Here is a 13,736-nt window from a genome sequence, read left to right as displayed (position 1 = left end):
GGCGACCGAGTACTGGGCTACGAACACCTTCGAAGGCGGTGTGGGTAACGACTCGCTGCAGGGGTATTGGGGCGGAGACACGTACCTGTTCAATCTGGGTGACGGCCAGGACACGATCCGCGACAACGGCTCGTATTCGAGCACCGGCATCTATACCGATACGCTGCGCTTCGGCGCCGGCATCTCGGCATCGGATATCCAGGCGAGTCGTTCCGGTAACGACTTGGTGTTGGCGCACGCGAACGGCAACGACAAGATCACGGTGCGGGACTGGTTCGTATCGTCCAATTATTGGCTGGAAACGGTGTCCTTTGCCGACGGCACCCACTGGTCGGCCTACGATCTGACCTACAACCTGGCGCAGGCCGGTACGGATGCGGCTCAATCGCTGATCGGCGTCAGCCGTTCGAACGCGTTGATCCGGGCTGGCGGTGGCAATGACACGATTGTGTCGTCCGACGGTAACGACGAGCTGCACGGCGAGGCCGGCGACGACACGATCAATGCCGGTTCGGGCAACGATACGGTTTACGGTGGCGCGGGCAACGACCTCATCGACGGCGGTCAGGGCGACGACGTGCTGGAGGGCGGCGACGGCGACGATGTGATCAGCGATGCGTCCGGCACCAACGTGATGCGCGGCGGCGCCGGCAACGACACGCTCAAGGCGACCGAGTACTGGGCTACGAACACCTTCGAAGGCGGTGTGGGTAACGACTCGCTGCAGGGGTATTGGGGCGGAGACACGTACCTGTTCAATCTGGGTGACGGCCAGGACACGATCCGCGACAACGGCTCGTATTCGAGCACCGGCATCTATACCGATACGCTGCGCTTCGGCGCCGGCATTGTCCAGGCCGACGTTAACTTCGCTAGAGTCGGGGATGATTTGCAACTCGATGTGGCCGGACAGGGCGACCAGCTATTGATCAAGGACTGGTATAAGGACAGCCATAGCTTCAAGGTTGAGAATATGGCTTTTGCGGACGGCTCGTCACTGAACTCAGGACAGGTTGACTCCTTGATATCGTCCATGGCTTCCATAGCTGTCATGCAATCCGATGCGCATTTCTCGCCGTTGCGCTCCGATGTTCCCTTGCTGTAAGCATTGCCTTAAAGCTGAATCCACGTAGTTTTGGCAACACGGAGGGGCGCTTTGGCGCCCCTCCTTAGCATTCGCCGACCAGCCGGATGAACGGGCGAGTAGGCTCCAAAGCTGGCGCTCGAGCGATGTCGGAGGGTTACACTGGATATGCTTGAAGACGATGGAGGCAGCGATGTCGCGGATCCGGATCGATGCTGCGGGTGTTTTCGCCCAACCGGCGGGGGGCTCGATACCCGATACATCGGCCGCAGGCGCGCCGTCCGCCAGAAGTTTCGTGCCGATGCTGCACGTCGCCCAGGTGCCGCGCGCGGTAGCCTTCTACGCCACCTTCGGCTTCGAGGTCGCCGACGCCCACCACGAGCCCTCCTGCGGCGACGACCCGGTCTGGGTGTTCCTGCACAGCCCCGGCGGCGCCGAGCTGATGCTGGTGCGGGCCGACGGCCCGGTCGACGACACCGTCCAGGCGGTGCTGTTCTATCTCTATTGCGACGATGTCGCGGCGATGCGCGAGCGCGTGCTCGCCGCAGGCATCGAGGCCGGCGCGATGGCGTATCCGTTCTACCGCCCCAAGGGCGAGTTCCGGATCCGCGACCCGGACGGCTACGTCCTCATGGTCACCCATTCCGACTGACGGTTCTGCAACCCCTTCTTCCCGAGTCCTACCCATTCTTCCGGAGCACGATCCGATGCCTCAGCTGCCGATGTCCCGTCCGACCCCGCGCGCACCGCGCCTTCCGCGCGTCGCCCGCCTGGCCCTTGCCGTCTGCCTCGCCTCGGGTTTCGCCGCCAGCGCCTTCGCGGCCGAGACCACGCGCTACCTGGCCCTGGTCGACGGCGGCAAGCAGGCCGGCCAGCAGGTGGTGACGCGCGCCGACGACGGCACCACCACGGTCGACTTCATCTTCAAGGACAACGGCCGCGGCCCCGAGCTCAAGGAGACCTACACCCTGGCGAAGGACGGCACCTACCAGACCTACCAGGTGCAGGGCACCTCGACCTTCGGCGCCAAGGTCGACGAGAGCTTCCGCCGCGACGGCGACAAGGCGGTGTGGAAGTCGCTGTCGGATTCGGGCGAGGCGGCGGTGTCCGGCCCCGGTCTGTACGCGCCGCTCGGCGGCACCCCGGCCGGCTTCTCGGTAATCCTCAATGCCCTGGCCAAGCGCAGCGACGGCAAGCTCCCGCTGCTGCCCAACGGCAGCCTGAGCGCGCGCAAGATCGACGAGGCGCAGGTCACCCGCGACGGCAAGACCGAGAAAGTGCAGTTGCTGGCGATGACCGGGCAGGGCTTCACCCCGAACTTCGCCTGGGCCACCACCGGCGCCGAACCGCGCCTGTTCGCCTTCATCTATCCCGGCTATCTGCAACTGATCGAGGAAGGCTGGCAGGCCAACGCCGCGGCCCTTGAAACCCGCCAGAAAGCCGCCGAGGGCAAGCTGCTGGTCGAGCTGCGGCAGAAGCTCGGCCACCGCTTCGCCGGCACCACCGTGCTGCGCGACGTGCGCGTGTTCGACAGCGAGAAGGCCAGGCTCGGCGAGCCCACCGACGTGGTCGTGACCGACGGCAAGATCGTCTCGGTCGGCAAGGCCGCGGCCTCGGTGAAGTACGACCGCAGCGTCGACGGCGGCGGCCGCGTGCTGATGCCGGGCCTGTTCGACATGCACGGCCACCTGTCGCGCTGGGACGGCGGCCTCAACATCGCCGCCGGCGTGACCACCGTGCGCGACATGGGCAACGACAACGCGACCCTGCAGCAGATGATCGGCGAGATCAAGGCGGGCACGCTGATGTCGCCGAACGTGGTGCCGGCCGGCTTCATCGAGGGCGAGAGCAATTTCTCCGCGCGCAACGGCTTCGTCATCAAGGACATCGCCGGCGCCAAGGCGGCCGTCGACTGGTACGCCGCCAACGGCTATCCGCAGGTCAAGATCTACAACTCGTTCCCGAAGGAACTGCTGCGCGAGACCGCGGCCTATGCGCACAGCAAGGGCCTGCGCGTCAGCGGCCACGTGCCGGCGTTCATGCGCGCCCAGGACGTGGTCGACCAAGGCTACGACGAAGTCCAGCACATCAATCAGTTGCTGTTGAACTTCTTCGTCGACGACAAGACCGACACTCGCACCCTGCAGCGCTTTTACCTGGTCGCCGACAAGGCCGCCGACCTCGACCTGGATTCCAAGCCGGTGCAGGATTTCATCGCGACCCTGGCGAAGAAGCAGATCGCGATCGACCCGACCCTGGCGACCTTCGAGTTCCTGCATCAGCGCGACGGCGAGCTGTCGCCGATCGTCGAGGGCATCGCCGACCACCTGCCGCCGGACGTGCAGCGCGGCCGTCGCTCGGCCGAGATGAACATCCCCGACGACGCGACCGCGGCGCGCTACAACAAGTCCTACGCCAAGGCGGTCGAGTTCGTCGGCCGCGCCTACAAGGCCGGCGTGCCGCTGCTGGCCGGCACCGATGAAGTGCCCGGTTTCACCCTGCAGCACGAACTGGCCCTGTACGTGCGCGCCGGCCTGACCCCGCCGCAGGCCTTGCAGGTCGCGACCTGGAACGCCGCCAAGGTCGCCCGCGTACTCGACGACCGCGGCTCGGTGACGGCCGGCAAGCGCGCCGACCTGATCCTGATCGACGGCGACCCGACCCGCGACATCGCCGACATCCGCAAGGTCTCGCTGGTGCTGCAGGGCGATACCGCCTACTACCCGAGCGAGGTCTACGACGCCCTGGGCGTAAAGCCGTTCGCCGCGCCGGCCAAGGTGACTGCGGCTAAGTAAGCGCCGGCTACTGCGCAGTGAGGTACGTCGCGGCGGAATGCCTGCGACGTGCAGGGCGCGGCGAGGCAGATCCCGCGAAGAGTCCCCTTCGAGGAGGGGGCTCTGGCTTGAGGATGGCAAGCGATCTGCCGTGCAGCAGCAAATCCCCCGCGCTGCAGGTTGGCTGCCTTCGGCACGGTGCGCCGGGCGCTGGCCCCTTTATCGAAGGGGACCGTGGGACTTGTTCTTGACGATTCTGAAACCCGCATCAAGCCTCAAGCCCGCCCAAGCCCCGAAAATTCAAGGTCCCATCCCGAAGCCCCGAGCCCCGAGCCCCGAATCCCGACTCCCGACTCCCGACTCCCGACTCCCGACTCCCGACTCCCGACTCCCGACTCCCGACTCCCGAATCCCGAGTCCCGAGTCCCGAGTCCCGAGTCCCAAGTCCCAAGTCCCAAGTCCCAAGTCCCAAGTCCCGAGTCCCGAGTCCCGAGTCCCGAGTCCGGCCGGCCATTCGAGCACAGGCTCTTTAATGATTTGGTAACATTCGCCGGTCAATGAGCCGCCACCGGCGCGGGCAGTCCGCGCCACGGCCGTCAAGGGACGGCCCGATCGCCCATCGCCGTACGCGCGTGCCCGAGGGCGCGGGGCGACGGCGGTTTCCCACGAACTGGCGCCCCACGCGCCGCGTCCATCGAGAAACCCGACCATGTTCCAGCACTTGCGTGCTCTTCGCAGCCCTGCGCCCCGTAGTCACGCCCTGGCCGTCGCAATCGGCCTGACCCTCGCTTCCGCCACCGTTTTCGCCCAGGAGCCCGTGCCCGCCGCGGCCGCGCCCGCCGAAGGCGAGGCCAAGACCCTCGATGCGCTGATGGTCACCGCCCAGCGCAAGGTCGAACGCGCCAAGGACGTCCCGGTCGCGCTGACCACGGTCGACCGCGAGAAGCTGCACGTGCTGGGCTCCGGCGGCGGCGACATCCGTTTCCTGTCCGGCCGCCTGCCGAGCCTCAACATCGAGTCCTCGTTCGGCCGCGCCTTCCCGCGTTTCTACATCCGTGGCCTGGGCAACACCGACTTCGACCTCAACGCCTCGCAGCCGGTCTCGCTGGTCTATGACGACATCGTCCTGGAGAACCCGCTGCTGAAGGGCTTCCCGGTGTTCGACCTGGAGAACGTCGAACTGCTGCGCGGCCCGCAGGGCACTCTGTTCGGCCGCAACACTCCGGCCGGCGTGGTCAAGTTCGAGTCGGCCAAGCCGACCCGCGAGCTCGAAGGCTACGGCCAAGTGTCCTACGGTACCTACGGCACCACCAATTTCGAAGGCGCGATCAGCGGCCCGCTCAGCGCCAACTGGTCGGCGCGCGCGTCGGCGATGTACCAGCGCCGCGACGACTGGGTGACCAACACCAACCCGAACGCGCGCAGCAACGGCGAACTCGAAGGCTACGACGAATCGGCCGTGCGCCTGCAGTTGCAGTACGACGGCAGCGACACCTTCAACGCCTTGTTCAACGTGCACTCGCGCCACCTCAACGGCACCGCGCGCCTGTTCCGCGCCATGCTGTTCAAGAAGGGTACGAACGATTTCGCCGACGGTTTCGACATCGACGAGGTCGGCATCGACGGCCGCAACTCGCAGGAGCTCGACAGCTACGGCGCCAGTGCGCGCCTGAGCTGGGAACTGCCGAACGACCTGACCCTGTACTCGATCACCGGCTACGAAACCGCCGACTCGTTGAGCCGCGGCGACATCGACGGCGGCGTCGGCGCGATGTTCCTGCCCGGCGGCAGCACCCCGGCCGGCATTCCGTTCGCCGCCGAGTCGGCCGACGGCCTGCCCGACCACCGCCAGTGGACCCAGGAATTCCGCATCGAATCGAGCTATGCGGGCCCGCTCAACTGGCAGGCCGGCCTGTTCTACTTCGACGAAGACATCACCGTCGACAGCCTCAACTACGACACCTTGGCCGGCGGCGTGCAGGCTGGTCATGCCCAGCAGAAGCAGCGCAACAAGGCCTGGGCCGCGTTCGGTTCGCTCGAATACGAGGTGAGCGAGCGCTTCAAGCTGCGCGGCGGCCTGCGCTACACCCAGGACAAGAAGGACTTCAGCGCCAGCGTGCTGCAGAGCGCTCCGTTCGGTGCGCCGGTGTCGGGCCCGTTCAAGGTCCGCACCGACGTGGACGACGTCAGCTGGGACATCAGCGGCGTGTTCCAGGCCACCGCGGACATCAATCTGTACGCGCGCATCGCCAAGGGCTTCCGCGCGCCCAGCATCCAGGGCCGCCTGCTGTTCCAGACCCCGCCGCAGCCGTCGGTCGCCGACGCCGAAAAGGTGATCTCGTACGAAGCCGGCCTCAAGGCCGACCTGTGGGACAAGCGCGCGCGTCTCGGCGTGGCCCTGTTCCGCTACACCGTCGACAACCAGCAGCTCAACGCGGTCGGCGGCGCGCTCAACCAGACCATCCTGGTCAACGCCGACAAGACCCTCGGCCAGGGCGTGGAAGTCGACCTCGACGCCTACCTCACCGACAACCTGATGGTCACCTTCGGCGCCAGCTACAACGACACCGAGATCCAGGACGGCAACCTGTTCGTGGCTCCCTGCGGCGGCGGTTGCACCGTCACCGACCCGACCGTGGTGCGCAACGGCCAGACCCTCGCGGCGATCGACGGCAACCCGCTGCCGCAGGCGCCGAAGTGGGTCTACAACGTCACCGCGCGCTACAGCCTGCCGCTCGCCAACGGCAACGAGTTCTACGTCTACACCGACTGGGCCTACCGCAGCGAGGTGAACTTCTTCCTGTACGAGGCCCGCGAGTTCCGCGGCAAGGACCTGCTCGAAGGCGGCCTGCGCATCGGCTACCAGTGGGACAACGGCCGCTACGACCTCGCCCTGTACGGCCGCAACATCCTCAACGAGAAGCGCGCGGTCGGCGGCATCGACTTCAACAACCTGGTCGGTTTCGTCAACGACCCGCGCATCGTCGGTGCGGAGTTCAAGGCGTCGTTCTGATCCGAGCCCGCTTGTAGCGTTACGAACGGCCCGCCTTGTGCGGGCCGTTCTTTTTTTGTGGGGTGAGTGGATGCGCTTGCGAGCCACTGGGCTCGCGCCTCCATGAACGCCCGGGCGCTGTGCGCCCTGGCCGGGCCGGGCCGGTGAGACTTCAGAATCATGTTTCGGTAGGGCCCTGGACCTCGCCTGGCAAGGACGGCGGAAAGAGCGTGGCAGCAGGCAGTCGCATCTCCCGTCTCGTCATCCCCGCGCAGGCGGGGGATGACGGCAACAGCAAGGACGCCAGGGCAGGCCTGAAACCGTGACGGCGGCGCGAGTCCGCGCCCGGTTCTTTGGCCGCGATCGCCAAGCCGTATCCAGCCCCCAGACACCGCCACCGCGAAGCGTTATGGTGCGTCCAGTTCCCAGGGAGTCCCCGCGATGACCACCGCCTACGATTTCTCCGCCGTCGACATCGACGGGCAGAACCAGTCGCTCGATCGCTATCGCGGCAAGGTGCTGCTGATCGTCAACGTCGCCTCGAAGTGCGGCTTCACCCCGCAATACACCGGCCTGGAAAAACTCGAGCGCGACTATGCCGCGCGCGGTTTCGAAGTACTGGGCTTCCCCTGCGACCAATTCGGCCACCAAGAGCCCGGCGACGAGGCCGAGATCAAGGAATTCTGCTCGCTGACCTACGAGGTGAGCTTCCCGATGTACGCCAAGATCGACGTCAACGGCGACCAGGCGCATCCGCTGTGGAAGTGGCTCAAGGACGAGAAGGGCGGCTTTCTCGGCATCGACGCGATCAAGTGGAACTTCACCAAGTTCCTGGTCGGCCGCGACGGCAGGGTGATCAAGCGTTATGCGCCGACCGACAAGCCCGAATCGATCGCCGCCGACATCGAGAAAGCGCTGGGCTGAGCGCGCGCCGCACATGGGTAGGAGCGGCGCAAGCCGCGTGGTCGCGCCGCGCGCCGCCCCCGTTCCGAAGCCGTCTGCTGCGCCGACTCGCCTCCACGCTTTAAAGCGTAGGAGCGGCGCAAGCCGCGCCCGCGTCAGCGCAACGACGTCGCCGGCGCAGACAGGCCAAGCTAGGCCGAGCCAAGCCGACGCACCGGATTGTGGCCGCGTCGCTTCTACCTGAAGCCATCAGGCGACCTCCGCTTGCGGGGTGCCTGCGCTCGCCGCAGCGACCTGCATCCGCTCGCGGCGCCGCGCCTTCAGGCCGAAACAGGGCCGCAGCCAGGGCACCCGCCGGATCGCTCCGTGCAACGCCCAGCAACCGAGCACCGTGCCAAGCAGGACGACGGCCGGCTCGGCCACGGCGCCCAGCTTCAACGGCAGCACCCAATACGCGATCAGTACGATCAGGCTCTGGTGCAGCACGTACCAGGGGTAGACCGCCTCGGTGGCCCAGGGCAGCCAGCGGAACGGGCGGTTGAGCAAATGGTGCGACCAGCCCAGGATCGCGCAGATCGCGGTCCAGATGTACAGGCTGCGCACGACCCAGATCGTGTATTGCACGCCGTCGGGCACCTCCTCGGGCAACAGCCGGATCATCGCCAGATAGGCCGCGAACAGCGCCAACGCCCAGCCCAGGCTGCGGCGGCGCAGGCGCAGCAATTCCCGCCACAGGCCGGCCTCGTTGCCGAGCCAATAGCCGTAGAGGAACACGCTGAAATAGATCGCGTGGCGGTACCAGTCGTGGATCAGGTCGCCGGTTTCCTCGAAATGCGGCTGCAGCAGGATCGAGCCGAGCGCCAGCGGCAGCGCCGGCAGCACCATCAGCTTCCAGCCGCGCAGCCCCGCCAGCGCGGCGTGGGCGCGGCGGCCGGTGCGGTTGCGGAATAGCGGCAACACCGCGGCGAACACCAGGGTGTAGACCCACAGATAGGCCAGGTACCACAGGTGGTTCCAGGTGAAGCCGTACTCCCAGCCGTCGAAGGCGCCGGCCGGCCAGGGCTGGAAGCGGTAATAGCGCAACAGGAAGTCGATGAAGCCCGGCTCGACCAGGCCGTTCGCCACGCCCTGCGCATACGGCTGGATCGGCACGATCGCCAGGCAGCCGAAGGTCAGCGGCAGCAGCAGGCGCCAGCTGCGCTGGAGCAGGAAGCGGCCGAGCGAGCTGTCGCGCAGCAGGAAGTGCACCGACAGGCCGGAGATCAGGAAGATCAGGTCCATGCGCCAGCGGTTCACGAACAGCATCGGCAGCTGCAGGGCCTCCGACAGATGCGGGCTCTTGAGGTGCCAGCCCCAGTCGGCGACGTAGAGCATGCCCCAGTGGTAGAGGATCAGCAGGGCGAAGGCGAGGGCGCGCAGGGCGTCGATGTCGTATCGGCGTGGCATGGGCGGTCACGGCAGTGGCGGAGCCCGCAGCCTGTGGCGACAGGCGCTCGCCGGCGACGGCGGGGTGACCGGTGGCGGTCGGCGGGGACGAATCGCGGTCCCGGGGGACGACCGGTCGTCGTGTCCGACGGCCGCCGGGCGAGAATGCGCGCATGAGCCACGACGTTTCCCCGATCCATGCGGCCGCCGCGAGCGCCGCCGCCATCCACCCGGCCCATCCGGCGGTCCCGCCGAGCGCCTGGGACCGCTACCAACCCTGGCGCCGCACCGTCGAGATTCTGGGCTGGGTGATCCTGTTCGCGGTCAACGCGGTCGCCGGCAGCCTGACCACCTTGATGGACATCCGCAGGGCCGGCCTCGACATCCCGGCCTGGGCGCCGCCGGTGTGGGAGGGCAGCAGTTGCCTGGTCGCGTTGGCGCTGGTGCCGGCGCTGGTCTGGTACACGCGCCAGGTCCCGTTCCATGTCGATACTTGGCGCCGCGCCCTATCCCTGCACCTGCTCGGCAGTGTGGCCTGGTCGGTCGCGCACGTGACCGGCATGGTCGCGATCCGCAAGGCGGTCTACGCCGGCCTGGGCGAAAGCTACGACTTCAGCCCCTGGGCGACCGAGTACCTCTACGAATACCTCAAGGACGTGCGCTCCTACGCCTATATGGTCCTGTGGATCGAGGCCTATCGCCTGCTGATGCGGCGCTGGCAGGGCGAGGCCAGCGTGCTGACGGTCCCCGACGACGTGCCGGAACCGGCCGCGCCGGAACGGCCGGAGCGCTTCCTGGTGCGCAAGCTCGGCAAGGAATTTTTGATCGCCGCGGCCGAAGTCGAATGGCTGCAGGCCTCGTCCAACTACGTCAACCTGCACCTGCGCGGCCGCGACTATCCGTTGCGCACCACCATGGCCAGCATCGAGACCCAGCTCGATCCAGCCCGCTTCGTGCGCGTGCACCGCAGCTATATGGTCAACCTGGATTGCGTCGGCGAGATCGAGCCGCTCGAAAGCGGCGATGCGCGCATCACCATGAGCGACGGCACCCGAATCCCCTGCAGCCGGCGCTATCGCGGCGCGCTGCGCCAGGAGCGGCGCGCGGCCTGAGTCGGCGCGCCCGGGGTAGGGGCGGCGCAAGCCGCGACCGTGCCCACGCGACGGCGTCGCCGGCTCATGCAGATATCGCGGCCCCCAGGCCGGCCGGACCGACTTACTTCTCGACGAATGCGCGCTCGAACACGTACTGGCCCGGCGTGCCGATGCGCGGCGAGGCGGTGAAGCCGCGCTGGTCGAGCACGCCGCGGAAATCGGCCAGCACCTGCGGGCTGCCGCAGATCATCGCGCGGTCGTGCTCGGGGTCGAGCGGCTCGATGCCGAGCAGGTCCATCATCCGCCCGCTTTCCATCATCTCGGTCAGGCGGCCGCGCTGGTCGCGGCCGGCGTACTCGAACGGCTCGCGGGTCACCGCCGGGCAGTACTTGAGCTTGGCGGCGATCTGCTCGCCGAGGAACTCGTGGTGCGGCAGTTCGTTGACGATGTAGTCGCGGTAGGCCAGGTCTTTCTCGTTGCGCACGCCGTGACAGAGCACGACCTTGTCGAAGCGCTCGTAGGTCTCGGGGTCCTTGATCACCGACAGCCACGGCGCCAGGCCGGTGCCGGTGCCGAGCAGGTACAGGTTGCGGCCCGGGTGCAGGTCGTGGATCAGCAGGGTGCCGGTAGGCTTGCGCCCGATCAGCACGCTGTCGCCGGGCTGGATCGACTTCAGGCGCGAGGTCAGCGGGCCGTTCGGCACCTTGATGCTGAAGAACTCGAGCTGCTCCTCCCAGTTCGCGCTGGCGATCGAATAGGCGCGCAGCAGCGGCTTGTGCGAGCCGTCCGCCTGTTCGACCTGCAGCCCGATCATCACGAACTGGCCGTTCTCGAAGCGGAAACCGTCGTCGCGGGTGGTGGTGAAGCTGAAGTAGTCGTCCGTCCAGTGACGGACGTCCAGCACCGTCTCGGTGCCAAAAGCGGAGGACATGCGAGGATCGTTTCGGGTGTAGCGGGGCGCTCATTGTACCCGAGCGATGAGAACGGTTCTTAAAGGCAGGAGGGAGTGAGAAGAGCGAGGAGTGAGTGGAGAGGAGTGAGCAGTGGGCGAGAGCGGCACCGGTACCGGCGACGGCTCTGCACACTCCTCACTCCCGTCCGGCCCGAAAAACCCTGTCCTGTCAATGGGTTTCGCGTTCACGCCGGCATTGCGACAATCGCCCGGTCCCCCGTCAGCGGGGCTAAACGACTGGAAACGATGCAAGACAAGAACACGCAGTCCGCGCCGATCGCCAACAAGATCGCGCAACTCATCGCCGTCGAGATCGGCGCCCAGACCGCCCAGGCCCTGTCCGCCATCGCCTTGCTCGACGAAGGCGCGACCGTCCCCTTCATCGCTCGCTACCGCAAGGAAGTGACCGGCGGCCTGGACGACATCCAGCTGCGCGACCTCGAATCGCGGCTGCGCTATCTGCGCGAGCTCGAAGACCGCCGCGCCGCGGTGCTCGAAAGCATCGCCGAGCAGGGCAAGCTGACCGACGAGTTGCGCGGCGATATCGAGGCGGCCGACAGCAAGGCGCGCCTGGAAGACCTGTACCTGCCGTACAAGCCCAAGCGCCGGACCAAGGCGCAGATCGCCCGCGAGGCCGGCCTGGAGCCGCTCGCCGACGGCCTGCTGGCCGACCCGACCCTGAGCCCGGAGGTCTTCGCCGCCGGTTTCGTCAGCGAGGAAAAACAGGTCGCCGACGTCAAGGCCGCGCTCGACGGCGCGCGCGCGATCCTGATGGAACGCTGGGGCGAAGACGCCAGCCTGGTCGGCGAACTGCGGGGTTGGCTGACCGAGGTCGGGGTGATCCGCGCCCGCGTCGCCGAAGGCAAGGAGGCCGAGGGCGCGAAATACCGCGACTACTTCGACCACGCCGAATCCCTGGCGAAGATTCCGTCGCACCGCTTGCTGGCGCTGTTCCGCGCCCGCCGCGAAGAAGTGCTGTTCCTCGAACTCGAGCCCGGCACCGAGCCCGAGACCGGCCATGCCTACGCCGAGGGCCGGGTCGCGCTCAAGGCCGGCATCTCCGACCAGGGCCGCGCCGCCGACCGCTGGTTGCTCGACGCCTGCCGCCTGACCTGGCGCGCCAAGCTGCACCTGCACCTGTTGCTCGACCTGTTCGGCCAGGCCCGCGAAAAGGCCGAGGCCGAGGCGATCGACGTGTTCGGCGACAACCTCAAGGACCTGTTGCTGGCCGCCCCGGCCGGCCCGCGCGCGGTGCTCGGTCTCGACCCGGGCCTGCGCACCGGGGTCAAGGTCGCGGTGGTGGACGCGACCGGCAAGTTCGTCGCCCACGACACCATCTACCCGCACGAGCCGCGCAAGCAGTGGGACCAGTCCCTGCACACGTTGCGCGCGCTGTGCCTCAAGCACGGGGTCGAACTGATCGCCATCGGCAACGGCACCGCCTCGCGCGAGACCGACAAGCTCGCCGCCGAGCTGATCAAGCTCATGCCGGAAGCCAGGCTGACCAAGGCCGTGGTCAGCGAGGCCGGCGCCTCGGTGTACTCGGCCTCCGAATTCGCTTCCAAGGAATTCCCCGACCTCGACGTCAGCATCCGCGGCGCGGTCTCGATCGCCCGGCGCTTGCAGGACCCGCTGGCCGAACTGGTCAAGATCGAACCCAAGGCGATCGGCGTGGGCCAATACCAGCACGATGTCGACCAGTACCGCCTGGCGCGAGCGCTGGACGCCCGCGTCGAGGACTGCGTCAATGCGGTCGGCGTGTACGTCAACACCGCCTCCGCGGCGCTGCTGGCGCGGGTCTCGGGCCTGTCGAGCACGGTCGCCGAGAACATCGTCCGCCATCGCGACGAGAACGGCCCGTTCGCCTCGCGCAAGGCCCTGCTCAAAGTGCCGCGCCTGGGCGAGAAGACCTTCGAGCAATGCGCCGGCTTCCTGCGCATCGTCGGCGGCGAACAGCCGCTCGACGCTTCCTCGGTGCACCCGGAGGCCTATCCGGTGGTCGAACGCATCGTCCAGCAGTGCGGGCGCGAGGTGAAGCAGTTGCTCGCCGACCCGCAGTTCGTGCGCAGCCTGAAACCGGAAGCGTTCACCGACGAGAAGTTCGGCGTGCCGACCGTGCGCGACATCCTCAAGGAAATGGAAAAGCCCGGCCGCGACCCGCGTCCCGAGTTTAAGGCCGCGCGTTTCGCCGACGGCGTCGAGGACCTCAAGGACCTGCAGGTCGGCATGATCCTCGAGGGCGTGATCAGCAACGTCGCCGCGTTCGGCGCCTTCGTCGACATCGGTGTGCACCAGGACGGCCTGATCCACATCTCGGCGCTGTCGGACAAGTACGTCAAGGACCCGCGCGAAGTGGTCAAGGCCGGCGACGTGGTCAAGGTGCGGGTGCTCGAAGTCGACATCCCGCGCAAGCGCATCGCGCTGACCCGGCGCCTCGACGACGCCGTGCCGGCGCCGCGTCCGCCGGGCGCGGGCGCCGAACGCAGCGAACGCGGAGACCGCAACGGCGGCC

The 13,736-nt window shown here is 67.5% G+C and carries 9 protein-coding genes; 7 read left to right on the top strand and 2 right to left on the bottom strand.

The window, feature by feature from the left end:
- The 5 genes from ACSAMQ_RS17470 to ACSAMQ_RS17450 form a co-directional block, all read left to right on the top strand.
- Positions 1-1,105: calcium-binding protein (locus ACSAMQ_RS17470; RefSeq protein WP_435396880.1), on the top strand; the 1,105-nt coding region annotated here is incomplete at its 5' end.
- A gap of 280 nt (positions 1,106-1,385) precedes the next feature.
- The gene (locus ACSAMQ_RS17465; RefSeq protein WP_435396879.1) at positions 1,386-1,736 is read left to right on the top strand and encodes a VOC family protein; all 351 of its coding nucleotides are present in this window, start codon (positions 1,386-1,388) and stop codon (positions 1,734-1,736) included.
- Between the two features lie 70 nt (positions 1,737-1,806).
- Complete coding sequence (locus ACSAMQ_RS17460; RefSeq protein WP_435396878.1) at positions 1,807-3,879, top strand: amidohydrolase family protein; 2,073 nt, start codon at positions 1,807-1,809, stop codon at positions 3,877-3,879.
- Positions 3,880-4,579: 700 nt separating this feature from the next.
- Positions 4,580-6,871, top strand: a complete 2,292-nt coding sequence (locus ACSAMQ_RS17455; RefSeq protein ID WP_435396881.1) for a TonB-dependent receptor — start codon at positions 4,580-4,582, stop codon at positions 6,869-6,871.
- 420 nt (positions 6,872-7,291) lie between these two features.
- Entirely contained in the window at positions 7,292-7,774 is a 483-nt protein-coding gene (locus ACSAMQ_RS17450; protein ID WP_435396877.1) for a glutathione peroxidase, read from the top strand.
- Between the two features lie 228 nt (positions 7,775-8,002).
- On the opposite strand, the gene ACSAMQ_RS17445 is transcribed toward ACSAMQ_RS17450, so the two are convergent.
- Positions 8,003-9,199: an acyltransferase family protein gene (locus ACSAMQ_RS17445; RefSeq protein ID WP_435396876.1), complete on the bottom strand. Its 1,197-nt coding sequence runs from the start codon at positions 9,197-9,199 to the stop codon at positions 8,003-8,005.
- A gap of 152 nt (positions 9,200-9,351) precedes the next feature.
- On the opposite strand from ACSAMQ_RS17445, the gene ACSAMQ_RS17440 reads away from it, so the two are divergent.
- Complete coding sequence (locus tag ACSAMQ_RS17440; RefSeq protein ID WP_435396875.1) at positions 9,352-10,290, top strand: LytTR family DNA-binding domain-containing protein; 939 nt, start codon at positions 9,352-9,354, stop codon at positions 10,288-10,290.
- 103 nt (positions 10,291-10,393) lie between these two features.
- On the opposite strand, the gene ACSAMQ_RS17435 is transcribed toward ACSAMQ_RS17440, so the two are convergent.
- Positions 10,394-11,203 (bottom strand): ferredoxin--NADP reductase, encoded by an 810-nt coding sequence (locus ACSAMQ_RS17435; RefSeq protein WP_408953396.1) that lies wholly within the window; start codon positions 11,201-11,203, stop codon positions 10,394-10,396.
- A gap of 267 nt (positions 11,204-11,470) precedes the next feature.
- Here ACSAMQ_RS17435 and ACSAMQ_RS17430 point away from each other — a divergent pair.
- The coding region (locus tag ACSAMQ_RS17430) for a Tex family protein (RefSeq protein ID WP_435396874.1) at positions 11,471-13,736 on the top strand (2,266 nt) is incomplete at its 3' end.

Origin of the sequence: Lysobacter sp. 1R34A (genome assembly GCF_051217035.1) — a bacterium.
Lineage (GTDB): Bacteria > Pseudomonadota > Gammaproteobacteria > Xanthomonadales > Xanthomonadaceae > Lysobacter.
This window is presented reverse-complemented; position numbering and strand designations above follow the sequence as displayed.